Raw genomic sequence first — 22,514 nt, 5'->3', positions numbered from 1 at the left:
CCGAGAACGCTTTCAATTTTATCCCAGCTCTGGCCGCATGGAGAAACGAACACGCTCAATCCCGTGCAGACTGCGAGGATCGGACTGGTAAACCGACAAGCCTGGATCTCTCGTCGCTATCTCACCCCGTTCAAGAGCAGCCAACATGCTCCTCATAGCATCATAACCAGCGCGCCAGCGCGCTTCGGCAGATTGGCTCGAGAAGTCGAATGCCTTGCCCGCCACCTCCTTCGCCTGATCCGCATAGGCGAGGCGCAGCACCGTTACGGGCGCTGCTTTCTCACCTTCGGCATCAAAGAGCGCCTGCCAGGCGGCCAACGCGCGGCGGCTTTGCGTTGCGAACATGAGGTCCTGGCTCCGCTTTGCACTGTCGCCGAGCGTGCGAGGACGACCTCCGGACAGCGGCAGCAGATCCACGGCGATGCAAAGCAGCGGGCGGGACCGCTTTTCGGACAGGATGATGTCGAGAGGCAGGTTGACTGAAATGCCCGCGTCTCCCAGCAGCCGCTCGCCAATTGCGACCGGCGGGAACAGTGGAATAAGCGCCGCGCTCGCGCGAATTTCGTCGCAGCCGATCCAACAGTTGCTTGTGTCGAATGCGACATCCTCCCCGGTCTGAATATCCACAGCTGTGACTGACAAGCGCGGAGAACCTTGATTGAGCCTATCAAAATTCACCAGCCGCCGCAGCGTGTCGGCGAGTGGACGCAGATCGTAGAGGCTCGCAGGCTCGTCATTGTTCAGAGGGTTAAACCAGGGGCCGTAGATATGGCGGGGCACGAAAAGTCCAGGATGTCCGCCGGCCAGCGTCAATGCGGTCGACCAGCTACGCCTCACCGTCTCGAAGATTGCAGGCAGGTCAACCGGTTCGGCGTCTCCGCGACATTTCCACAGCTCACGCAGTCGGCTGATCCGGTCGGACGCCTCGTTGCCGCAAATCACCGCCGCATTTACCGCGCCCGCAGACGCACCAGCAATCCACGAAGGCTCAAGCCCCTGCTCATGCAGCGCCTCATAGGCTCCAGCCTGATATGCGCCGAGCGCATTCCCGCCGCTAAGGACGAGCGCGACATCATAGGGATGGTCGTTCACCGCAGGCTATCCGGAGCCATGCCTGGATTCTGATGGTAAATGACGGGTGCCACAAGATCTCCTGCGCTGTAGCATCCCAAAACCGCTCGCAGGGTGCGGCGTTCCACGCTGCGATGCTGCTCGTCACCCCTTTTCGGTACGGCCTGGCGTTCCTACATCCTGCTCATCGAAACTGCCGGCACTTCCAGGAGCACATACATTGACCCGTTCGCTTCGGCGCTCGGCGCGCATTGCCGCGCAGTCCGCGCTCATGATGATCCTGATCTCCACTCCAACCCTTGCGGCGGCCGCCTCCGGTACGCCGCCGCGCCCGAAACTGGGTAGTGCCGAATATCGTCTGAGCTGGGGCGTGAAGGCAAGCCGCGCGACCGGCGTCTACCGCAAGGGCGCGACCGGAAAAGGCATAGTCGTCGCGATGATCGATACGGGCATTGGCCCGGACGCCGCAGGGTTGTTCAGCGACCTCTCTCCTCATTCGATCGACCTGGTACCCGACCGGCGGTTCGACACGGGCGACCGGCGGCATGGTGAGCAGACCGCCTCCCTGCTGGCTGCCCGCGTCGATGGCGCGGGAACATTCGGCATTGCTTATGAAGCGACGCTGTTGTCCATTCGTACCGATCGTGACGGCTCTTGCCTTCGCACCTGCGCATTTGACCCGCCGCTTCTGGCCAAGGCGATCGACTATGCGCTGGATCATGGGGCAAGCGTTATCGGCATGCCGATGGCCTCCAGGCGGGCAATCCAGGCCATAGAACCGGCGCTGGAGCGCGCTGCGAAACGCGGCGTCGTCATCGTCGCTGCGGCTGGAAATGACGGGGCAGACCAGCCCGTCTGGCCCGCCCGCTATGCCACCGACCCGCGTTTCGCTTCATCGATGCTGGTGTCGGGCGCAGCAACCCTCCGGGGCAGGATGGCGCCCTGGTCGAACAAGGCAGGCGCAACACGCAGCCGCTATGTCGTCGCTCCGGGTGAATATGTTGTTGTCGATTGTGGCGAGCGATCCTGCAGCCTCGTCTCGGGAACGTCCTATTCGGTCGCTTACACCGCAGGCGCCATCGCGCTCCTGCTTAGCCGGGCTCCGCATCTGTCCGGGCCGCAGGCTGCCTCAATGCTGCTGCAAAGCGCAGATGATCTTGCCGAGCGCGGCACTGATCACCTGACTGGCAGGGGGCGGCTCAACGTGGGCAGGGCAATACGCGCCGTGCAGGAGGCAAAGGGCTGAAGAGCACGCTTTGTGCGTCAAGTGATTTGGCTGGACTTCCTCGCAATGGCGTGGCCGGCAAGAATGAGGACGATGCCCGAGGCAAGGAACAGCCAGTCCCAAATCGACACGCCAAGCGCTTCAATGACATGGTGCAGATTCAGCAGATGGTGGTCGATCAATCCTTCGATAAGGTTGAACCATCCCCATCCTGCGAGCATGTAGCCGATCAGTCGCCAGCCCGGTGCGCTGGCGCCCCGCCTGCCATTTAGTGCCCGCCAGAGCAATGCCACCCCGCTCAGCGTCGCCATCCACATAAGCGCGTGGAAAAGGCCATCGGCGAGCATATTGGCTTTCATGTTCATCATGCTGTCCATGGGAATGACCGCTGACAGCATGGCATGTGTCTGGAAAATCTGGTGCAGGACTATCCCGTCGAAAAATCCTCCGAGGCCAATGCCAAGCATGATTCCCGGAGGAGCAAGCGAGGGCAGGTCAGTCCTTCCTTCGGTCATCTGCGTCTCCTGCGGCTCGCCATCAGGCGAGCTCACGCAAATGTTTCATATGCTCCAGATGCCGTTCGACGATTGGAGCGGTGGAAAGCGCGAATGAGCGCAACTGCGAATTGTCGCCACCCCCGGCGAAGTTGCGCATCAAGGTCACGGTTTCCTCATGGGCAAGCACCTGCTGATCCAGATATTGCTTGTCGAACCCATCGTCTGAGGCCTCCATCAGGTGCTGGATCATCCCTTGACGGCGGTTGTCCAGCTCAAGTGGGGGCGCAATCACGCCTGCGGTCTCGTTCATCTCCAGCGCGGCCTGAAGCTGATGCGTGCTTGTCGTGTGATCGATGATCATCTGGCGAGCTGCCAGCCGCACGTCATCGCGTTGGGCTCGCTGCAACGCGATCATCCCGGCGCGGATCTCGTAGCGATCCCCGATGGCGGCATTTTCGACAAACTGGTCAGCCGTCCTCGTGCTGGCTGCACTTGCCTGCCCCACCATGCCCCCGACCGCATCTGTCACCTTGTTGACGACCTGCTTCAGGCCGCCTGCTTCCTGTTCGTTGCTCATCATTCCACTCCTTCGGGCACATGGGAGCGCACGGCTTCCCAATAGGCGAACTGGTCATGGGGGCCCCGTTCACGGAGCGACTCGATCGGGTGAGGACCATCGGGTTCCAACCGATATTCATGGCCGAATTCCTCGCGGTGCCGGTCTATGACGATTTCCGTGGGCGATCCGCCTGCATTGACCTTACGCTGATATTCGAAATAGCGATGATCGGGACCAAGCGTCTTGATATCGACAAATTGCGCATCATAGCTGGTCCAGCTGATGGTGCGGTCAAGCACGTCGCGCAGATATTCCTTGTTGGGTTCGAAGGTCAGCGGCGCGGGCATGCCATTCGCGGGCAGGAAATCGGCGGGATCGACCTTTTCAATCTCCTTCATCTGTTCGCAAGCAATGCGCAGATGCTCGATCTCCATGCCCAGATGCAGTTCCCAGATCGCCTTCAGTCGTGCGTCCGTTTCCGTGGACATCCACGACCAGTACATCCAGCACTCATTATATTCATGCAGCACCCAGTTGGTGAGCCAAGTCATCGATGGATCGAGTATCGATTCATAGTGGGATACATGCTGCTCCTCGATCTGGGCGATCTCCAGATAGAGTGCGCGCGCAAGCGGATCGACGGGGCGGTTCCCCACATTCATATAATAGTTCATCGTCTGCTGCTCAGCGGCAACGATAGTGATGCCGTTCATGATCGACTGAATATCCGCGGCATGGATCGTCATGGGCCGCCGCAGCTCATCGTGCGGGTGCCGATGCTGAAAGATCGTCGGCCGCCCGGGCAGCATCTCGGTCAGGTCCTGCGTGATCTCCTCCGCCTTTCTGCCTTCCCCCATCAGATCCATGAGGTTGGCGTATCTGTAGAGATGATCGAAATCCTCCAGCAGCGCGAATTCATAGACCTTCTTGAGGTATGGATCGGGCTCGTGCCGCGCCAGCCAAGCCGTCAGATCCACCGCGACCTGCTCATAGCCGATGGTGTTCGCGATTGTGCTCTCATCGCCAGGGATCAGCCAGTTCACGACTTTTTGCTGCTGCTGTTCGACTCGCCTGACCACAGCGGCGACTTGCTTGAGGCCAATATCCATCGTCCGGCGCGCCATCTGATGGGAATTGATGATGGCCTCAACTTCTATCCCGTTCATCGCAATCACGCGACAGCGTGTATAAGGATGCACGGCGCGCGTGTCATAGGGTTCGATGTTGAGTTCAGACCAGCTGCGGAATTGTTGTTCGAGCGGAATGCCACGCTCGGCCAAAGGATTAAAGCTCATAGAATTGCTCCCACACGGATGCTCCGCCCTGAACATTGGCCGTGCTACCGAGTTTCGCCAAAATCCCGAACACTCTAACTCAGGTAAGCAGAAGCGGCGGATCAGTCCCGGGACGATTGTTCTTCCGGAAAATCATGACATTTGCGTCAACATGCGCGCCGAAACCAATATCAGCATTCATTCACCTAGGTTGGTTCGTCATCCAAAAGGACTTTCGACTTAACCGTTGTGAATTCACTGCCCTATCGGTGATGTTATCGCTGCCGAAGTGCCCAGGATCGCCCCATGAATGACGTAGAATATTATAGAAAGCGCCTCCAGAAAGAAGACCTCAGTGCGCGCGAGGCGGGCTCGCGGACCGCTGCAACTATATACCGGACGTTAGCTGCGCATTATGCGCACAGGATAATAACGCTGCTGATGGTAGAAGAGGATGAACCAGCACAAGGTGAGCATGCCAGCGCTTTCCGACGCGAGCGATTAAAATCGAATAAGGGAGGAAGCTAGATGGCCAAAAAGAGCGCAGTGAATAAGAACGAACGTCGCCGCAAGCTCGCCAAGAAATATGCGCCAAAATATGCGAAGCTGAAGGCGGCGGCGGATGATGAAAGTCTCAGCCCGGAAGCGCGCTTGATCGCACGGCTGAAGATGGCGGAAATCCCTCGTAACGGCAATCCTACGCGGATCAGGAACCGGTGCGAACTGACGGGGCGGCCGCGCGCCTATTACCGGAAATTCAGACTGGCTCGGGTGATGCTGAGGCACCTTGCCACGAGAGGGCAACTGCCAGGCGTGATCAAATCGAGTTGGTGACACGGACCATCCTTCTCTCCACTCTAAAGAGGAGGTGCGGTTGAACGCGGATGGCCACGCCTCAGCAGGATTCGGCACAAGCCGACGTCCCCACATAGTCATCCTCGGCGGCGGTTTCGCCGGTCTCGCCTGCGCGCGCGAACTCGGCGGTGAACCGGTCCGCGTCACTCTGCTCGACCGCAACAACTATCACCTTTTCGTGCCCTTGCTCTATCAGGTGGCGACGGCCGCGCTCTCGCCTGCCGATATAGCGCAGCCCATCCGGCGCATCCTGCGCCGCCACGACAATATAGAGGTTGTGCTTGGCGAAGCCGTAGGCGTTGATCCACGATCGCGCCGCCTGTCGCTCGCTGACGGCTCATCGCTGCACTTCGACAAGCTGGTGATCGCAACCGGCAGCCAGTATAATTATTTTGCGCATCCGGAGTGGGAAGCGCTGGCGCCGGGCTTGCGCAGCATCGAGGATGCTCGCCTTCTTCGCAGCCGAATTCTGCGCGGTTTCGAGTTGGCAGAGCGGGAAGCCGATCCGACGCGACGGGCAGAACTGATGACCATCGTCATTGTCGGTGCGGGACCAACGGGCGTTGAAATGGCAGGAGCAATAGCGGAGCTTGCGCATTACACGCTTGCCCGCGACTTCCGGCATATCGATCCCGGCGCGGTGCGCATCCTGCTCGTGGAGGCGGGCAAGCAGATCCTGACGAGCTTTCCGGAGGAACTGAGCGCCTACGCCCGGCGGCGGCTGGAAGCGATCGGGGTCGAAGTCATGTTGGGCAAGGCGCTCGAGAGCATTGATGACGATACGCTCGTCATCGCCGGACAAAAGCTGCGGGCGAGCACAATCATATGGGCGGCCGGGATCAAGGCGTCGCCGGTGGCGTCCTGGTTGCGGGCCGAATGCGACCGTAGCGGCCGGGTGCGGGTCGCCGGGGACTTTTCTGTGCCCGGCCATCCTGACATTCATGTGCTGGGCGACAGCGCCGCGTTAGATGACCCGGAAACAAGTCAGCCGCTCCCCGCACTGGCGCAGGTGGCGCAGCAACAGGGTCGCCATCTGGGCCAATCGCTCGCGCGCGAATACACCGGCTGCCCTCCACTTGCCCCCTTCCGCTTTCACGATCGTGGCAACACTGCGATCATCGGCCGCAACGCCGCAATTTTCGATTTCGGCAAGCGCCGCCTGAAGGGGCGGGTTGCCTGGTTGCTCTGGGCCATTGTCCATTTCTATCTGCTGGTTGGCTTCGAAAAGCGGCTGTTGGTCAGCATCCAATGGCTCTGGCGCTATTTCACCTATCAGCGCGGCGCCCGGCTGATCACGCAGCCGTCACAAGGCCCGCCGGATCAAGCAAGGAGAAATGCGATGCCAACGAATGATGATGAACGGATGAAGCCGGGTGACGAGGCCCCGGCTGGAACTGAAGGCACTGGTGAAAATCTCTGTCCAACCTGTGGCGGTGACGGAAGACTGAATGGCCAGCCATGCCCCGGCTGCGAGGGGACAGGGAAGGTCATCGAGGGCATTGGCGGCGGCTGATCCCAGCTCTTCATCACTAGGCAAAAGGCGGTTAGCCGCTCCAGCCGGAGCGGCCCCGATGCCCTCAAGCCAGGCTGTGCTTGAGCGCGCTTGCCCGATCGTGACCGGCGCGAACCGACTGATATGCCTGTTCAACGACCGTACGCGCCGATGCATCCAGATCATTGTCGGACAGTGCCGCCTCGAACTTGCCCTTGATATAATCTTCGCCGCGTTCGACCTCCTCGACAACCGCCTTGTCATCCTTGCCGGTGATCGCCTGTTTGAGGTCCATAAAGCTGCGGTGGGCCGCTGCGAGCAAGCTGCTTTCATCTTCCGGATTTCCGCCTAGCCTGCGCACTTCGGCCTGGAGGCTGCTGGCAACCTGACTCCGTTCCTGCGCAAACTCGGCGAAGGTTGTCGCATATTGGGTGTTTGACGCATCCTCCGCCGCATCTCTGAAGCCCTTCACGCTGTCGAGCGTGGTCTTGATCAAACTGTTGAGGGTAGAGATGCTGTGATCGTTGCTCATCAACTGCTCCTTTCTTGCGAGTGTTGAATGGCTCCAGCGCTGCAAGCTGGTCCAAGTTCCATACTCTCTGGGCGCCTAACTCCCGGCGCGCCAGCACGCCTTCCGCTCACGACGAAGAGCATTGAACCGGCCAGCAAATCGCGCCGACCATCATGCGTGAAGATGGACTGATCCAGGCTGGCGATGGTGCGGAATGCGGAAGAGAACAGGCAACCGAAGGGAACGACTCTGGTTCGTCTCACACCATCATCGCCGACCTTGAGGAACCAAGATGAAGTCCCTTGCCCAACAGACCGAGCAGAATATGAGCGGCGCGGCAAGCGTCCTTAGTCGACAGAAGCGCGACCATGAGCGGTTGGACAGGCTGCTCAACCGGCTTGGCGCCGCGCCAGCCGATCAGCAGGCACCTTTATTGCTGCGAATCTATCGCCTCGTTTTCCCGCACGCATTCGCCGAGGAGGCTGTGCTGTGGCCAACACTAAGACGCGTGCTGCCCGACGGACAACTGCTGACACTGAGGGTGGAGCAGGAACATCAGCAGATCAATGAGCTTGTTGCAGAGCTGGATGGAACAGCGCCGGACTCTCCCCATCACGCGCAGTTGCTCGAGCGGATCGTCGCATTGCTGCGGCAGGATGTGCGGGATGAGGAGGACCGGCTCCTTCCAAGATTGCAGGATGCGGTCTCGCCTGCGCAACTACGCCGGCTCGGCTGGGCTTGGGAAGCAGTGCGACGCATCGCTCCGACCCGAGCGCATCCGATCGTTTCCCGCCGCCCACCAGGCAATGTCCTGGCCGCCCTGCCACTCTCGCTGCTGGACCGCAGTCGCGATGGCATCGACGCGCTTCTCCATCGCGGCGCGGGTCCCGCGACCGAACCGCTCAGGGCGTTGAGTTCCGCACTCGCCTTCGCATCTAACCTAGTTGAGCGGTTGCCAGGCATGCGAAAGGGAGAAGATCCAAGCACGAGCGTCTCCGACAAGCATCTGCCCGGATGGCGCGCCGCCGCCGCAGCGACTGTAGTGGCTGGCGCAGTGCTTGCGGTGAGGTCAAGCCGAGGGCGCTGAACCGCTGACAAACACGCCGCCAAGCTATGCGAATACACGTGCCGGAGGGTTGAAAATAATAGATCGCAACCGTTCCATAACGAGATAATCTCCGTCGTCCTCCGTCCTCCCAAGGAGCCGGAAGCTAACCGAATTCGGAGGAGAAACCGAAGTCACATCAGCTTCCATCAGCGATGTTTTCCCGGATCAGGCGTACCGGGCCGATCAGGCCTGACGATGGCAACGGAGTATCAGCGTCATATGGGGTGGCGCCGAATGCCTTGCCCCCGGCACCGATCGTATCGAACACCGTCACCGGCTGCTTAAACCCTAAGCTTGGCGCATCTTCTGCAGTGAAGCTGATCCGCTTGGCCACGCCGGGTTGACGGTCGCCTACCACCCGGTTCACCCACAAATTACTGGTCCGAACCTCTATCTTGTTCCTGCCTTGCTTCAGCAGGGGTGCGATATCGAGTTGGTAGGGCTTCGTCCATGCGATCCCCGCCGACCGGCCGTTGACCAGCACTTCTGCGACGACTTCCACCTGGCCAAGATCCAACTTGATGGAGCGCGCGCCGTTAAGCCAGGATCTGGGAACGTTCAGGTTCCTCGTGTAGCTGGCCGTGCCGGAAAAATAGCGCACGCTGGGGTCGGCTTCTTTGCTGAGGTCCCGCAATTTTCCCGGCGCCAGTTTGGCCGGTGCGCCCCGTCCCGGCTGGAAAGCGACCGACCAACCATCAGACATATCAGCCAACCGCTCGGATGTAACGGCTGGGACCGCGCGGGCTTCTGGTCCCTCTTTCTGGAAGACGACGAAGGTCGCGCCGAAAGGATCGAAGGGAATCTCGACGATCGTGCGGCCATTTTCTGTTCGGTAGCTGGCCGGGCTCGCCTTGCCCGTGACGGGGTCCCACAGTTCCGGCGCCTTGCCCGCCGTGCGGAATGACGCCTGAACCGTCTGCGCACGGTCCTTGCGATTGGCGACGAAGTAGATGTCGGAGCCGCCCACATGACGATGAAGGAAGCGGACCTCCGCATCGGCCCCCTGGATCAGCTCGAAATCGGCCGCGATCTTCTCCCCGGCCAGAGCGGCGTCTGGCAGCCTGGCTGCATAGACCTTGCCTGCGCCGATCCTGGCTACGCCTGTCGTTGAGGGCCAGAGTTCAGCGATGATGGCCCGCACTTTGGCGGGATCGTCACTCAAGCTGGGGGACCCAAGTGGGCGCTCACCTACCAGCACCGCGCCCGCCCGCACCAGATCACGCAGCCGTTCCAGCGTAGGCAGCGTCACCCACTGCACCTGCCCGCTCATGTAGAGCAGTCGCCACGACATGCCATCTTCCGTCACCAGGCGACCGTCCTTGACCCCGATACGGTTCTCCAGCGCATCGGCGTTGACATAATCATATTGCAGCCCATCCGGGATGGCCGGAGGCTTGTCACCGAACAGAGCGACGATCGATGTGCCCTCGCCATAGAAAATCGCGACATCGTTGACGGCCTGCCCCTGCTGCAGCAAATGGGATGCGCGGCCCAGATAGCTGATCCAGGGTCCGGCCTGCTCTGCCCATGTATCGTTGCGGTTGAACCAATGGCCAAATGGCCCCAGCACCAGGCCCGGCGCCTTGCCCATCAACGGTTGGTGAACACTGCTATGCAGGATGAAACGGTTCACCCCGGCCAGCATCAGCAGGTCGGCATAGGGCTTGAGCACCCGGGGCGAGAGGGACCATGGTGCCCCGGCTGCCGTGAGCGATTCCGCAGCCACCAGATTCTGGCCCCAGATATGCGCAACCGAAGCAGATTCCCGGATGTCTGCGAAGGCACGGGCCTGGAATTCACCGGGCGCGCCCTTGACCCACAGCGCCGCCGTCGGCACGTCGGCCGACGCCTTCATTTCCATCCCATCCCCAATGACATGGGGTGAACCCTCATGGGATTCGCCGTAGCGGACCATGCCCACCTTATGCAGCTCCGCGCTCAGCCGGTCATAATGTTCTGTCTTCAGCAATTCCTGTTGCGTCCGACGGAAATCCCAAAGGAAACGATCGCTATTTTCCGCGCTGTCCACGACATAGCCCGCCAGCGCAGGGAGATAGGAGACTGCGTCATAACCGCGCAACCGCTTGAACTGCTCCAACATGGCGGGCGTCCAATTGGCCGTTCCGGCTTCCCAACTGTCGAATATCATGTTGCTGACGCCGGACGGTCCCAGCCGACCTCCGCTCGCGTCGCGGTACTTATCCAGATATTGAGTGATATAGCTGGAGACGTCCGCGCCGTTCAGCTTGTCTACCTCCAATCCTGCGCCGCTTTCCTGAGCCGGGGCGTTATGCTGCCCCGTCAGCGAATAGCCAAAGCGCAGCACGACCCATTCCCCGCGCGGCGCGGTCCAGTCCAAAGATCCATCGGGCCGCAGATTGCTCGTCAGGTCCAACACATCGGCGGCACGCACCGCGCTTCGTCCGGCAGGCGTCGCCAGTGCATAGTAATCGTGCGAAACCTCGAACCCTGCCTTTTTCTCCCAGGCGTTGATCATCGGCGCACCCTGAAGCACGAGTTCCGAAATCAGCAGTTTACCTCCAGGCCCCCCGCCCACATTCAGGATGGCATCCTTTTTGTCCTCTTGCCTCGCGGCCGGTGGAACCACGATCCGGAACAGCCGCGCCGTGGTTGCGGGCACGGATGTCGTGCGCTGCGGGCCAGCGCTTTCCAGATTGCTCACCATTTTCCACACGCGGCCGTCGTCGCTTGCTTCCAGCCGCACGTTCGGGCCGAGCCCGGCCCCGCCTGCGCCGCCCATGGAGGCATAGCCTCCAGTCGCGATCGTGATGGCCCTGACCGTCACCGGTCGGCCATAATCATATTGCACCCAGGAATCGCCACCCGGAGTCGCGGCGGTCAATTCGGTCGTCCGGACGACATCGCCATCCATCATCTGCTCGACAGGAAAAGTGCCGCCGCTTGCCGTGGCGACCGGGCGCGGCAGGGCATAGTGCGCAGGCAGCCGGAACGCGACCACCCTGGCATCCCGGTAAAAGGGCGTGCTGTTGCGCGGGTCGATACTGGCGTTGTTCTGGAACAGACCGGCGGTGCCGGGCGGTTGCGCCAGCTTGCCGGTGAAGCGCTTGCCGCCTTCGATCCGGGTCTCGCTCCAGACATATTTCTTCATGGCCTGTTCGGGCTTGACCCAGGGACCGCCGCTTTCGCTCCAGCCGGGAGACCCCGCCACGCCGATGTCCAGCTTTCGCGCGATGCTGCCATCCACAGCGTATTTGAAGGCGTCCTTCCACTCCGGGCTCATATATTTTAACGGCGCTTCGATCACGCGGGGTGCGCCTACATCGACGTCGAACGCCTGATATCCGCCCAGTCCGATGCGCTGCATCCAGGATAGATCGGCATCAATGCCAGCCTTGCTGATCTGGCCGCTGTTCCAGTGCCACCATACGCGCGGCTTTGCGGCAGCAGGCGGGGTCTGGAATGCATCGACTGCGATGTCCTGTGCGGACACTCCGCCAGAATAGAGCAAAGCGAGGGCAAGCGCGCAGGACCCAAGCTTCATCTGCGAAAAACGTTTCAAGACTATCCTCCCAAGGTTTTCATGCAGATCGAGACGTCCGCCATCAATTCAAGAATTTATGCTCTTCGGACCGGCAAGGTCTATTCGCTGAAGGGACGGAGCGATGATCAGGCATAGCCATCATATCAGCCGCACGGATGCTGAAATGCCGCGGGTCGCGTCAGGAGCAATCCAGATGTCGAACAATCCGGCATCGGCTTCGTTGGCAAGATCTTCGTGGATATAAGCCAGGTCTTCCGGCCGTAATTCGAACTCTACCATATGACTTTGCCCTGCCTCGATATCGATATGCTGGATGTTGCGCAGTACGCGCACCGGCTGCGTGATGCTGGCGACGCGATCATGAATATAGAGCTGCGCTACTTCGCGCTGGGTACGCTTTCCGCTGTTGGTGAGGGTGGCGCGCACCAATAGTGTTTCCCCCTTGTGGACGGTATCGCGATCCAATTGGGTGGGCCCGTAGGATATGGGTGCATATCCCAGGCCATGACCAAAGGGGAACAACGCCTCGTTCGACACTTCCAGATAGCGCGCCTTGTGAGATTTTTGCGATGGATTCGTCTGGCGCCGTCCGGTCGGACGATGATTGTAATAATAAGGTTGTTGCCCGGCCGACTGCGGGAAGCTGACGGGCAATCGGCCTTGGGGCGCGTGATCGCCGAACAGGATGTCGGTAATGCCGTGCCCGGTTTGCGAACCAAGGAACCAGGTCGCAACTATGGCTTGTGCGTTCAGGCATTCGCCGGTCAGCGCCAGGCCGCGACCATGTTTGAGCAGGACGACCGTTGGCTTGCCCGTTCCCACCACCGCTTCCACTAGTGCCTGCTGGTGGGACGGAATGGTGATGGACACGGTCGACGCAGCCTCACCGCTGCGCGTCGTGCTTTCGCCCACGAACAGGACCGCAATGTCGGCTGCAGTCGCGGCCGCGATGGCGGCGTCGATGCCGCCGTCGATCGGCTTGGTCGGGGTGCAAGCCTTGGTAAAGGATATTCGTGCGCCTGCACCTAGCGTGGAGCGCACGCTTTCTTCGAGTGTCACGACCTTGCGGCTGTCGCCCGTAGCTGCCCACGCACCAAATGCGTGGACAGTGTCCGACACATAGGGGCCGATAAAAGCAAAGGACTTGCCCGATTTCGGCAGGGGAAGAAGGTCCCCCTCATTCTTTAGGCTCAGGACTCGTTGATCACAGCCAGAAGAGCACGGTGGCTGCGAGAGCGAGGGCGGAGAAGAAGACGGTTGGGCAGCGGTCGTAGCGGGTTGCCACACGGCGCCAGTCTTTCAGGCGACCAAACATGATCTCGATGCGGTTTCGGCGTTTGTATCGGCGCTTGTCGTATTTGACGGGAAAAGAACGGGATTTCCGGCCCGGAATGCAAGGCGTGATGCCCTTTTGTTCGAGCGCATCCCTGAACCATTCGGCGTCATAGCCCCGGTCAGCCAGCATCCACTGCGCCTTGGGTAGATCATCGAGCAGGGCTGCCGCGCCGGTGTAATCGCTGATTTGTCCTGCCGTGATGAAGAAGCTCAAAGGGCGGCCGTTGGCATCGGTGACGGCGTGAAGCTTGGTATTCATGCCGCCCTTGGTCCGCCCGATCAGGCGGCCGAGGCCCCCTTTTTTACCCCAAGGCTGGAAGCCGTGCGGTGGGCCTTGAGATAGGTAGCATCGATCATGACGGTCTGGGGATCGGCTCTCTGGGCAGACAGCCCCTCCATCATCCGGCCAAACACGCCCATCTCGCCCCACCGTTTCCAGCGGTTGTAGAGCGTCTTGTGCGGACCGTATTCCCTGGGCGCATCACGCCAGCGCAGCCCGTTGCGGTTGACGAAGATGATCCCGCTCAGCACGCGCCGGTCATCGACCCGGGGCTTGCCGTGGCTCTTGGGAAAATAGGGCGAAAGACGCGCCATCTGCTCGTCCGTCAGCCAATACAGGTCGCTCATGCTCAGTCTCCTCGCGGAGCCTGAATCACATCGCCCTCAGCCAATCAATGGGTCCTGAGCCTAGCAACACGATGGATTTTCGCGCCGCTTCCCGCGCCAGCGCGACCATGGCGGGCGTACCCTCGACCTGCGCCCGGCGGTCCGGCGAAAGCGAACGATAGGGGTTTTCGAACAGTCCCAGCGCCTGCTTGACGCGCAGCACGCGCCGTACCGCCTCATCGACGATGCGGATTGGCAAGCGGCCGGATCGGACAAGCGCAGGAATATGCTTGTTGTACAAACCGCTCTGCATGGACACGTCGCACCCGGCGGTCAGCGCCTTAATGACGGCGTCTTCTTCATCTTCGGCAAAGCCGTGGGCGATCAGTTCCTTTTCGGACTCATAATCGGATACCACCAACCCGGGAAACTTCCACTGGCCGCGTAGAATATCGGTCAACAAGTGTCGATTGCCGGTGGAGGGCACGCCGCCAATGTCGTTGAAGGAGGACATGACCGACAAGGCGCCTGCATCGAATGCCGCCTTGAACGAGGGCAAATGGACTTGATGCAGCGCTATGTCGGAAATTTCGACGCTATTATAATCCATGCCGCCCTCGACCGCGCCATAAGCCGCGAAATGCTTGGGGCATGCGAGCATCCCGTCCTCGGCTTTGAGATCAGGCCCTTGGAAACCGCGCACCCGCGCCTGCGAAAGACGAGAGACCAACCATGGATCTTCGCCTGCCCCCTCGGTTACCCGTCCCCAGCGTTGATCCCGCGCCACGTCGACCATCGGCGCGAAGAACCAGTGCAGGCCAAACCCACTGGCCTCCTGCGCGGTAGCGCGCGCCGTGCGATAGCAGAGGTCCGGATCGAAACTGGCGGCCTCGCCCAAGGGCGTGGGATAGATTGTACGCAGGCCGTGGATGACATCGCCCGCAAAGATCAACGGTATGCGCAGCCGCGACTCCTCCACTGCGATCTTTTGGAGCGAGCGAAGGAAAGCCGGATCGTGCGAGCCGAAGAAACCAATAGCGCCGCCTGCGCGAACCATAGCCTGCACCTCTTTGATGCGCGGTGGCGGCCCGGTGACTGGATTGACTTCCGTGGCGAAAGGAGCCGTAAAGAGCGAGAGTTGCCCCGCCTTCTCCTCGATGGTCATCCGCCGGAGCAAGCTTTCGACAAAACGCCTGTCTGCCTCGTCACTGATCCTGGCTGCGGACAGGTCGACCGGAATTGCCGCCAGCACAAGCGCCGCGGCGCCATGAATGAGAAGATGTCGACGCTGAAGGGTCAAGGGCATGGCAACTCAGGCCTCTCCTACTGTGGCCAGGCTGGCGATCGTCACCGCGTGAATAACGTGCTTCCAATCATTCCCTGCAGCGTTTCGGCCATGCAACTTTGCCGGTACACGCACTGTAATTGACCGGCCAAAGGCTAGGCAATTGCAGCGGTATTCCGACTGAAGGAAGAGTGAGGTGTGGGATGGCACTGGCAACCTCGAAACCTTTCTGACCTGATTTGACACCTCAACAATGTATTTTTTACAAAACGAGCCTGCAAAAGCCAGCGATGTTAAACGACATCGTTTATTTATTGCTGGCGTGAGATTCGAGCGTCTCCGCACGCATCGTAACGTTGGTGGTTCGTGCCAGTGCTGATTTCATCATGCTTTCTGCTGGGTTGAGGAGGCAGGAGCGGATGGTGCAAACGCTTTCACAGAATCTTCGGGACAGAGTCGTTGCGTTAGCTAGTGGTGCGGCTTCCGACTGGGTAGACCGGCCCGTAGCTGCCCTATTTAAGCCTGCCCGCGGGTCGCGGAGCGAGGCGCCACTCTAAACCCGAGCAGCCGCCAGCTGACAGGCAAACGTCGAAGCGCTGAATGTCGCGCGAGTCATCAACTGCACGGGGCCGCTTGGAGATTTGCGCAGGGCGCGTGAACCGCTGCTGCAGCGCTTGGCAGAACGAGGCGATATCCGGTCCGATCCACTTTTCATCGGCATCGATGTCGACCGCCAGTGTCGCGCAATTACCCGTGACGGCACCGCGCAACAGCGCCTGTTCGTTGTCGGTCACATGGCACGCGGCGCGCATTGGAGATTGTTGCGGTCCCTGATATTCGCCGGCAGGTCTGCGCGCTCGCGCGGGAAATCACCCGCGCGCACTGGGTCGAGGCGGAAGGGCTGCAGCCTCCGTTCCCAAAGCAGGCAACGGGACCTTCCGTTGTTGCTGACATAGCAGCAGCATCTTTGTCGGTTGTGCAATTTCAACCAGTGCTACGGCGCAGTGTTGAAGAACATTGTTTAAAAACAGTATTTTAAGAAAATGGCACAGCATTTGCGACGGATTCCCCCGTCCGATCCGCGCAACGCGGACTTCTTTCAACAAATGGGGGAACCTCCTTGTCCAAACCTGTCCACTCGTCCCGAACCCGCCGCATAGTGGGCGCCAGCGCCTTCGCCCTGTTGGCAGCAGGACAGATACCGGCCGCTATCGCCAGCGAGACCGCGCCTGCGGACAGCGCCATCCCGGCTGATGCTACCGACGCCGAATCCGGCGCGGGCATCGTCGTCACCGCGCAGCGGCGGGAAGAGCGACTGCAAGATGTGCCGGTTGCCATCACCGCCTTTGACAAGGACCTCTTTTCGGTGGGCGGTCTCGGCCGCTCTGCGAACGAAGTGCTGAACTATGTGCCCAATGCGTCGGCGGGCACGCAGCAGCATGGCCGCCCGCGCTGGTGGATCCGCGGCGTGGGTGCGGGGCAGCAGCAACTCGACCTCGCCAACCCCGTCGGCTTCTATCTCGACGATGTCTACATCAGCAACTCGAGCGCGACCGGCCTGCCGCTGTTCGACCTAGAACGCGTGGAAGTGCTGCGCGGGCCGCAGGGCACGCTCTGGGGCAAGAACACGACCGGTGGCGCGATCAACGTCATTTCCAAGCGTCCTTCGCTGAACGGCCATGACGACAGCTATGTGAAGCTGGAATATGGCAGCTACGATAACAAGATCGCCGAGGGCGGCGTGGGCACGACTTTGGTCGATGACAAGCTGGCGGCGCGCGTGTCGTTCCGCTTTGACGACCGTGGCGGACGCTTCGACAATCTCTACACCGGCAACAAGTCGAACGAGATCAAGGACAATGTGATCCGGGGCCAATTGCTGGCCAGGCCGACCGACAATCTGCAGGCGCTGCTGAGCGTTCATTATCGGGATTATGACACCAACGGCACCTATTGGACGACCGCCAGTTACCTGCCCAGCAGCGTGGTCCGCAACGGCTATGCGCCCTCGACCGATATCAACGACGTCAGCACCAACGCGCTCGAATATAGCCGCAACAAACAGTTCGGCGGGTCGCTGCATGTGGATTGGGATCTGGGTCCGGCGGCGCTGACCTGGATCGCGGGCTATGAACGGTTCAAGACGCGCGGCGCGGGCGACACCGACTATACGCCGCTGGAAATCTCGCGCAGCTTCACAGAAGCGCGCACAAGCCAGTGGACGCAGGAATTGCGGTTGGCCTCGACCGGGGAAAGTCGGCTGAGCTGGATCGTGGGCGCTTTCTATTTCAACGAGAAGATCCGGTCCAACGCCTTCTCTGCGACGCTGCCGCAAAGTGCCGTCCCCGCGCAGGCGATCGTCCCGGCTCCCGCCGCCGCCTTCAGCAACACGGCGTACAACCACAAGGCTGAAAGCGGCGCTGTGTTCGGCAGCACGACCTTCCGCTTTACCGACGCGCTCAAACTGACGCTGGGCGGCCGCTGGACGCGCGAGACGAAGACGCTGGACTTGGTTCGCCGTGCATCGCAGGCGCCAACTGTGCCAGGCGCAGTCACCAGCTGGAGCAATTACGCACAGTGGTGGAACAGTTACACCGGCACCTATGGAGCGATTGCGCCCGTTGGCAGCAACTTCGCAGGCAATCTGAAGCGCACTTGGGACGCCTTCACCTATGATGTGACACCGTCCTGGAACATCGATCGCGACAATCTCCTCTACGCCAAATTCTCGCACGGCGTGAAGTCGGGCGGGTTCAACACCGCCGCGACACTCGCGGTGGCGCTGACCGCTGTCGAGCCGGAAAAGCTCGACGCCTATGAAATCGGCTATAAGTCGACCTGGTTCGACGGCCTGCTGACCTTCAACGCCACGGCCTTCCATTATGACTATAAAAATGTGCAGGTGAATGTCGTTGGCCCCAACCCGGGCGCGGTGGGCGGCGCGACCGTTTCCTACCTGCAAAACGCGGCGATGGCGAAGGTTGATGGCGCGGAATTCGAACTGGGGCTGACGCCCTTGGACGGGCTGAAGTTCAACGCGGCGCTGGGTCTGCTGGATACGGAATATACCAAGTTCATTGTCCAGAACAGCACGACGAGCCTTGCCGGCAACCGCTTCGTGCGCTCACCCAAGGTCACGCTTAATGTCGGTGGTTCCTACAAGTTCGGCCTGGCCGATCTCGGGTCGCTCGAACTGGCGGCGGATGCTCGCTATCAGTCACGCCAATTTTACTATGTAACACCGCAGGACCCGGTGAACCGCTCCTATCTGCAGCAGAAGCCGTACACAGTAGCCAATCTGCGGGCTACCTACACGACTCCGAACGAAAAGCTGAGCGTCACCGGCTTCATCAACAACCTGTTCGACGTGCGCTACCTCAACCACTCGCTTCCGGCGGCGAACGCGGCGCAGAACATCACCGGCGACACGGTGGCATGGGCCGATCCGCGCACGGCGGGCGTGGCTGCGCTGTTCCGATTTTGAGGAAGTGAGGCCGGGAAACCGGCCTCGTCCCAATAAGAAAGGGCGCCGGGGAAGTTTCCCGGCGCCCTTTTCTTGTCAAACTGGCGGCTGGATTACTCTGCCGCCGCCAGCAATGCGGGTGCCTGACGGCCGAGCAGCGGCAGCACCTCTTCTCCAACACGATAGGCTTCTTCCAGATGCGGCGTGCCTGCGAGGATGAAGGCGTCGGTGCCGCGCGCGATCAGGTCGTCGAGCCGCGCCGCGCACTGCTCATAGCTACCGACGATGCCGAGCGCCGGTCCGCCACGCAAGAGGTTGAAGCCACCCCACAAGTTAGGCGCAGCGATCAACTCATCATAGCGTCGGGCCTCGGTGGGCCTGAGAGCCGCCTGTCGGGCCGCGCCCACCGAGTCCGTCGCCTGCCCGCGCCAGCGCTGGCGGGTCTCGTCACTCACGTTTTTGAAGCCCTTTTCGATATCGGCCCAAGCCTCCTCTTCGGTAGCGCGGGCCACCAGATCGACGCGCACCGCGCATTTCTGCTCGCCGCCAAGCGCCCCCGTCCGCTCCTTCACCCGCGCGAATTTGTCGCCCAATTGATCGAACGGCTCGAGCCAGGAGAGATAGTAATCGGCATGCTTTGCGGCCGTCTGGAGGGCAGCGTCCGACGAACCCGAGAACCAGATTTCGGGAAACTCTTCGCCTTGAAGGACCTGCGCCAACCCGCCGGAGCGCAGCTGGTAGAAGTTCCCGTCATAGGAGAAGTCGGACGAGTTCCACACGCCCTTGAAGATGTCGAGAAACTCGCTCGTCCGACCATAGCGGTCGTCATGGGCGAAGCTGTCGCCCCACCAGAGCTGGGCCGGGCCGCCACCACCGGTGATGATGTTGAACAGCAGCCGCCCCCCTGTCGCCCGTTGCAGGCTGGCCGCCATGCGCGCGGTATGAACCGGATTGCCCAAGCCCGGTTGGAAGGCGATCATGAAGCGGAAGCTCTTGGTCTCCCGCGCGAGCAGCGATGAGATGACCCACGGATCATCGGTGTTCGGAAAAGACGGGATCAGCCCGCCTTGAAAGCCGACGCTCTCCGCCGCCTGCGCGATCGCCGCGAGATGATCGATATAGGTGAAGCCGTCGGGCTGACCTGCACGATCCAGCCCGGGCGTGAGGTTGCCGGGTTGAAGCGGCGACCAGTCGCCCCGCTCATAACCGCTGGTCTGGATGCTGTTGTGGCAACCATGCGTCGGCAGGCGCCAGTAGAAGTCGATGGACATGGGAATGGTCTCCTTCAGGCGGCGGCACGCGCGTCGCCGGTCAGCGCGTGCAGGCGGGGCAGAAGATGCTGGCCGATGCGATAGGCTTCTTCGAGCGAAGGCCCGGCTTCCAGCACCAGTTCGCTGATACCGACACGAACGATCGCGGCGAGTTGCTCGGCCGCCTCGTCATAGCTGGCGACGAGCGTACCGGGCGCGAGATCGCGGCCTTTTGCATCGCGCTCGGCACTGACCTTGTTCTCACGGACCAGCAGCGGCTGGATCAGACCCGCGCTGACCCGCCCGCCCGCCAGTGCCTGGAGCCGCGCGACGCCATGGGCAACAGCTTCAACGGGAGCGGGCTGGAAGAGATGAACGTCGGCATGACGCGCCGAAAGCGTCAGCGCCTGCTCGTCTTCTCCTCGTAAAAATATGCGCGGGAACGACACGCGGTTGAGCGGGGCGTCGAAGCCGCCATTCTCCACCTCGAAATATGTGCCCTTGTAGCTGAAGGGGAGCTGCTGATGCACGCCGCGCGCCAGGGTGAGAAATTCGTCGAGCCGCTGCCCCAGATCATCTTCGTCCACGAAATCGGCCTCACCCTCGCGGACAGCGGCTTCCGCATCTGGCGCGATCGCCCAACCCAGCCGGCCATGGGTCGACCGCTGAAATGTAGTCGCCTGCTTGGCCGCATAGACCGCCGATCCCACCGAAGCGGGAAATTCCGGTACGACGGTCAGACGCGGAACCGCGCGAGCCACGATGGCGGCGATGATGCGGCTTTCGTCGGCCTCAATGCGGTGGCGCACGAACAAACCATCAAAGCTGGTCTGCGCAGCAGCCTGAGCGAGCTGGAGATAATAGTCGAAGCGGTTCTGGTGGCTCACGCGACGGTCGCGGGCGAGCGCAGGCAAAGGCTGCCAGTTGCGCGGTTCCGAGCGCTGCGGGTCGGCGGCAGGATCGAGCCGCCAATAGATGTTCAGTGTCACGCGGCGTCCCTTTCCTCTGCGAACGCCGGGCTGTCGAGCGTTCCGGCGAAGACGGTTTCGTCGAGCGGGCGGCGGCCATTGGGCGCTTCGCTCCCATGAAATTCGGGGTCCAGCCCTTCAAGTTCCCCCTTGCGGCCAAGTGCGATGATGGCCTCGATCGAAAAATCCTGGGGGATGCTTAGGCGCTCACGCGCGGCCTCGCGATCGAAGCCCCCGATACCGTGCGTGTGCCAGCCCAGGAGCAGCGCCTGATGCGCGAAGTTCGCCCAGGCGGCGCCTGCGTCGAAACTGTGTGAACTGTTCGGAACCCGCTCGCCGCGCCGTTCCAGTTCGCGCGCGGACAGGATCAGGACCAGCGCGGATGCCTTCGACGCCCAGAGGCGGTTGCGCGGCATCAGCAGGCCAAGATAGGTTTCCCACCATGCGTCGCCCTGTCGCGTAAACAGGAAACGCCACGGCTGCGCGTTTATGCCCGAAGGCGCCCATCGCGCCGCTTCAAAGGCGGTGCGCAGCACGGTGTCCGGCACAGCTTCGCCGGTGAAGCTGCGCGGCGACCAGCGGTTGGTGAAAAGGGGGTCGATCGGGTGATCTGCAATACGGCTCATCAGCGGGCCTCTCTGCTGGGCAGGTGGACAAGATTATCGGCGGTTTGGGCCGCATCCGCGCCGGATGTGAGTTCAGCTAAGATCTCATCCTTCAGCCGGTGCAGCAGCGGCGCGCGGCGATCACGCGGATGGGGCAGGTCAACCTCTACAATACGGCGGATGCGGCCGGGATTGGGCGACATCACGATGACCCGGTCGCCCAGATACAGCGCCTCCTCCACATCATGCGTCACCATCACCATGGTCGAGCGCTGCGCCATCCAGATGCGTTGCAGTTCGTTCTGCACATGAACGCGGGTCAGCGCGTCGAGCGCGCCCAGCGGCTCGTCCAGCAGCAGCAACTTGGGCTCGGTCACCAGTGCGCGAGCGATGGCGGCGCGCTGCGCCATGCCGCCCGAGAGTTGATGCGGATAGGCTTTCTCGAAGCCCTTGAGGTTCACCAGGGCGATATGATCGGCGACGATCTGCGCCCGGCGCGACTTGGGCGTTTCGGTGTTGAGCAGCGCCAGTTCGACATTCTGCTCCAGCGTCATCCACGGGAAAAGCCGGTGGTCCTGGAACACAATGCCGCGATCGAGACTGGTGGTGGCGATGCGGTCGCCGTCGAGCCGCAACTCGCCGCTATAGTCGGTGTCGAGTCCGGCGATCAGGCGCAGCAGCGTGGACTTCCCGCAACCCGATGCGCCAACGATGCTGACGAATTCGCCGGGACGGACGTCGAGATTGATGTTGTCGAGGATCTTGCGCGCTTGGCCGCCGATGTCGAAGCTCTTATCGAGGCCGCTGACAGTCAGCGCGCCTCGGCTGGAGGCGGCGGGGGCACGCTCTTCGCGGGCATGGGGATGGGGGCTCATGCCGTTTCTCCG

At 61.4% G+C, this 22,514-nt stretch carries 19 protein-coding genes; 5 read left to right on the top strand and 14 right to left on the bottom strand.

Annotated features, from left to right (window positions below):
• Positions 1-18 precede the first annotated feature (18 nt).
• Entirely contained in the window at positions 19-1,092 is a 1,074-nt protein-coding gene (locus ACYU8T_RS16160; RefSeq protein WP_461160279.1) for a patatin-like phospholipase family protein, read from the bottom strand.
• A gap of 199 nt (positions 1,093-1,291) precedes the next feature.
• Between ACYU8T_RS16160 and ACYU8T_RS16155 the strand changes: the two genes are divergently transcribed.
• Positions 1,292-2,317 (top strand): S8 family peptidase, encoded by a 1,026-nt coding sequence (locus tag ACYU8T_RS16155; RefSeq protein ID WP_461160278.1) that lies wholly within the window; start codon positions 1,292-1,294, stop codon positions 2,315-2,317.
• A gap of 17 nt (positions 2,318-2,334) precedes the next feature.
• On the opposite strand, the gene ACYU8T_RS16150 is transcribed toward ACYU8T_RS16155, so the two are convergent.
• Genes ACYU8T_RS16150 through ACYU8T_RS16140 form a run of 3 tightly spaced genes read right to left on the bottom strand, consistent with a single transcriptional unit; the run spans position 2,335 to position 4,647 of the window.
• A complete protein-coding gene (locus tag ACYU8T_RS16150) occupies positions 2,335-2,811 on the bottom strand; it encodes a DUF2243 domain-containing protein (RefSeq protein WP_461160277.1) in 477 nt (158 codons plus the stop codon).
• Positions 2,812-2,833: 22 nt separating this feature from the next.
• A complete protein-coding gene (locus ACYU8T_RS16145; protein ID WP_461160276.1) occupies positions 2,834-3,370 on the bottom strand; it encodes a DUF4142 domain-containing protein in 537 nt (178 codons plus the stop codon).
• Complete coding sequence (locus tag ACYU8T_RS16140; protein ID WP_201516773.1) at positions 3,370-4,647, bottom strand: hypothetical protein; 1,278 nt, start codon at positions 4,645-4,647, stop codon at positions 3,370-3,372. Before ACYU8T_RS16140 ends, ACYU8T_RS16145 begins: the two co-directional genes overlap by 1 nt.
• A gap of 507 nt (positions 4,648-5,154) precedes the next feature.
• Here ACYU8T_RS16140 and rpsN point away from each other — a divergent pair.
• Positions 5,155-5,460, top strand: coding sequence for a 30S ribosomal protein S14 (rpsN, locus tag ACYU8T_RS16135; protein WP_461160275.1), 306 nt, complete (start codon positions 5,155-5,157; stop codon positions 5,458-5,460).
• A 40-nt stretch (positions 5,461-5,500) separates the two neighbouring features.
• Positions 5,501-6,994: an FAD-dependent oxidoreductase gene (locus ACYU8T_RS16130; RefSeq protein ID WP_461160274.1), complete on the top strand. Its 1,494-nt coding sequence runs from the start codon at positions 5,501-5,503 to the stop codon at positions 6,992-6,994.
• A gap of 64 nt (positions 6,995-7,058) precedes the next feature.
• Here ACYU8T_RS16130 and ACYU8T_RS16125 read toward each other — a convergent pair whose 3' ends face one another.
• Positions 7,059-7,505, bottom strand: a complete 447-nt coding sequence (locus tag ACYU8T_RS16125; RefSeq protein WP_461160273.1) for a PA2169 family four-helix-bundle protein — start codon at positions 7,503-7,505, stop codon at positions 7,059-7,061.
• Positions 7,506-7,776: 271 nt separating this feature from the next.
• Here ACYU8T_RS16125 and ACYU8T_RS16120 point away from each other — a divergent pair, with 271 nt between their 5' ends.
• The gene (locus tag ACYU8T_RS16120) at positions 7,777-8,571 is read left to right on the top strand and encodes a hemerythrin domain-containing protein (protein WP_461160272.1); all 795 of its coding nucleotides are present in this window, start codon (positions 7,777-7,779) and stop codon (positions 8,569-8,571) included.
• Positions 8,572-8,728: 157 nt separating this feature from the next.
• Here the strand turns inward: ACYU8T_RS16120 and ACYU8T_RS16115 are convergent, their stop codons facing one another.
• The 5 genes from ACYU8T_RS16115 to ACYU8T_RS16095 form a co-directional block, all read right to left on the bottom strand.
• Entirely contained in the window at positions 8,729-12,133 is a 3,405-nt protein-coding gene (locus tag ACYU8T_RS16115; RefSeq protein ID WP_461160271.1) for a glycosyl hydrolase, read from the bottom strand.
• A 120-nt stretch (positions 12,134-12,253) separates the two neighbouring features.
• Positions 12,254-13,402 (bottom strand): glycoside hydrolase family 3 C-terminal domain-containing protein, encoded by a 1,149-nt coding sequence (locus tag ACYU8T_RS16110; protein ID WP_461160270.1) that lies wholly within the window; start codon positions 13,400-13,402, stop codon positions 12,254-12,256.
• A protein-coding gene (locus ACYU8T_RS16105) for an IS5 family transposase (protein ID WP_461159136.1) occupies positions 13,320-14,077 on the bottom strand; the annotation gives its coding sequence in 2 pieces (ribosomal slippage) (positions 13,320-13,756 and positions 13,756-14,077; 759 coding nt in all). The genes ACYU8T_RS16110 and ACYU8T_RS16105 overlap by 83 nt, the downstream gene beginning before the upstream one ends.
• 25 nt (positions 14,078-14,102) lie before the next feature.
• Positions 14,103-15,362 carry a glycoside hydrolase family 3 protein gene (locus ACYU8T_RS16100; protein WP_461160269.1) on the bottom strand — a complete coding sequence of 420 codons (1,260 nt, stop codon included), beginning with the start codon at positions 15,360-15,362 and terminating at the stop codon, positions 14,103-14,105.
• Positions 15,363-15,853: 491 nt separating this feature from the next.
• Positions 15,854-16,135, bottom strand: a complete 282-nt coding sequence (locus ACYU8T_RS16095) for a hypothetical protein (RefSeq protein ID WP_461160268.1) — start codon at positions 16,133-16,135, stop codon at positions 15,854-15,856.
• A gap of 326 nt (positions 16,136-16,461) precedes the next feature.
• Between ACYU8T_RS16095 and ACYU8T_RS16090 the strand changes: the two genes are divergently transcribed.
• Positions 16,462-18,825 (top strand): TonB-dependent receptor, encoded by a 2,364-nt coding sequence (locus ACYU8T_RS16090; RefSeq protein WP_461160267.1) that lies wholly within the window; start codon positions 16,462-16,464, stop codon positions 18,823-18,825.
• Positions 18,826-18,917: 92 nt separating this feature from the next.
• Here ACYU8T_RS16090 and ACYU8T_RS16085 read toward each other — a convergent pair whose 3' ends face one another.
• From ACYU8T_RS16085 to ACYU8T_RS16070, 4 genes are read right to left on the bottom strand one after another with little or no spacing between them, the layout of a single operon-like run.
• Positions 18,918-20,075, bottom strand: a complete 1,158-nt coding sequence (locus ACYU8T_RS16085) for an LLM class flavin-dependent oxidoreductase (protein ID WP_461160266.1) — start codon at positions 20,073-20,075, stop codon at positions 18,918-18,920.
• 14 nt (positions 20,076-20,089) lie between these two features.
• Positions 20,090-21,043: an LLM class flavin-dependent oxidoreductase gene (locus tag ACYU8T_RS16080; RefSeq protein ID WP_461160265.1), complete on the bottom strand. Its 954-nt coding sequence runs from the start codon at positions 21,041-21,043 to the stop codon at positions 20,090-20,092.
• On the bottom strand, positions 21,040-21,648 hold the full coding sequence (locus ACYU8T_RS16075) for a nitroreductase family protein (protein WP_201515304.1): 609 nt from the start codon (positions 21,646-21,648) through the stop codon (positions 21,040-21,042). Before ACYU8T_RS16075 ends, ACYU8T_RS16080 begins: the two co-directional genes overlap by 4 nt.
• The gene (locus ACYU8T_RS16070) at positions 21,648-22,502 is read right to left on the bottom strand and encodes an ABC transporter ATP-binding protein (protein ID WP_201515305.1); all 855 of its coding nucleotides are present in this window, start codon (positions 22,500-22,502) and stop codon (positions 21,648-21,650) included. Before ACYU8T_RS16070 ends, ACYU8T_RS16075 begins: the two co-directional genes overlap by 1 nt.
• Positions 22,503-22,514 lie beyond the last annotated feature (12 nt).

Source organism: Sphingobium sp. TomMM35A (genome assembly GCF_054771735.1).
This window is presented reverse-complemented; position numbering and strand designations above follow the sequence as displayed.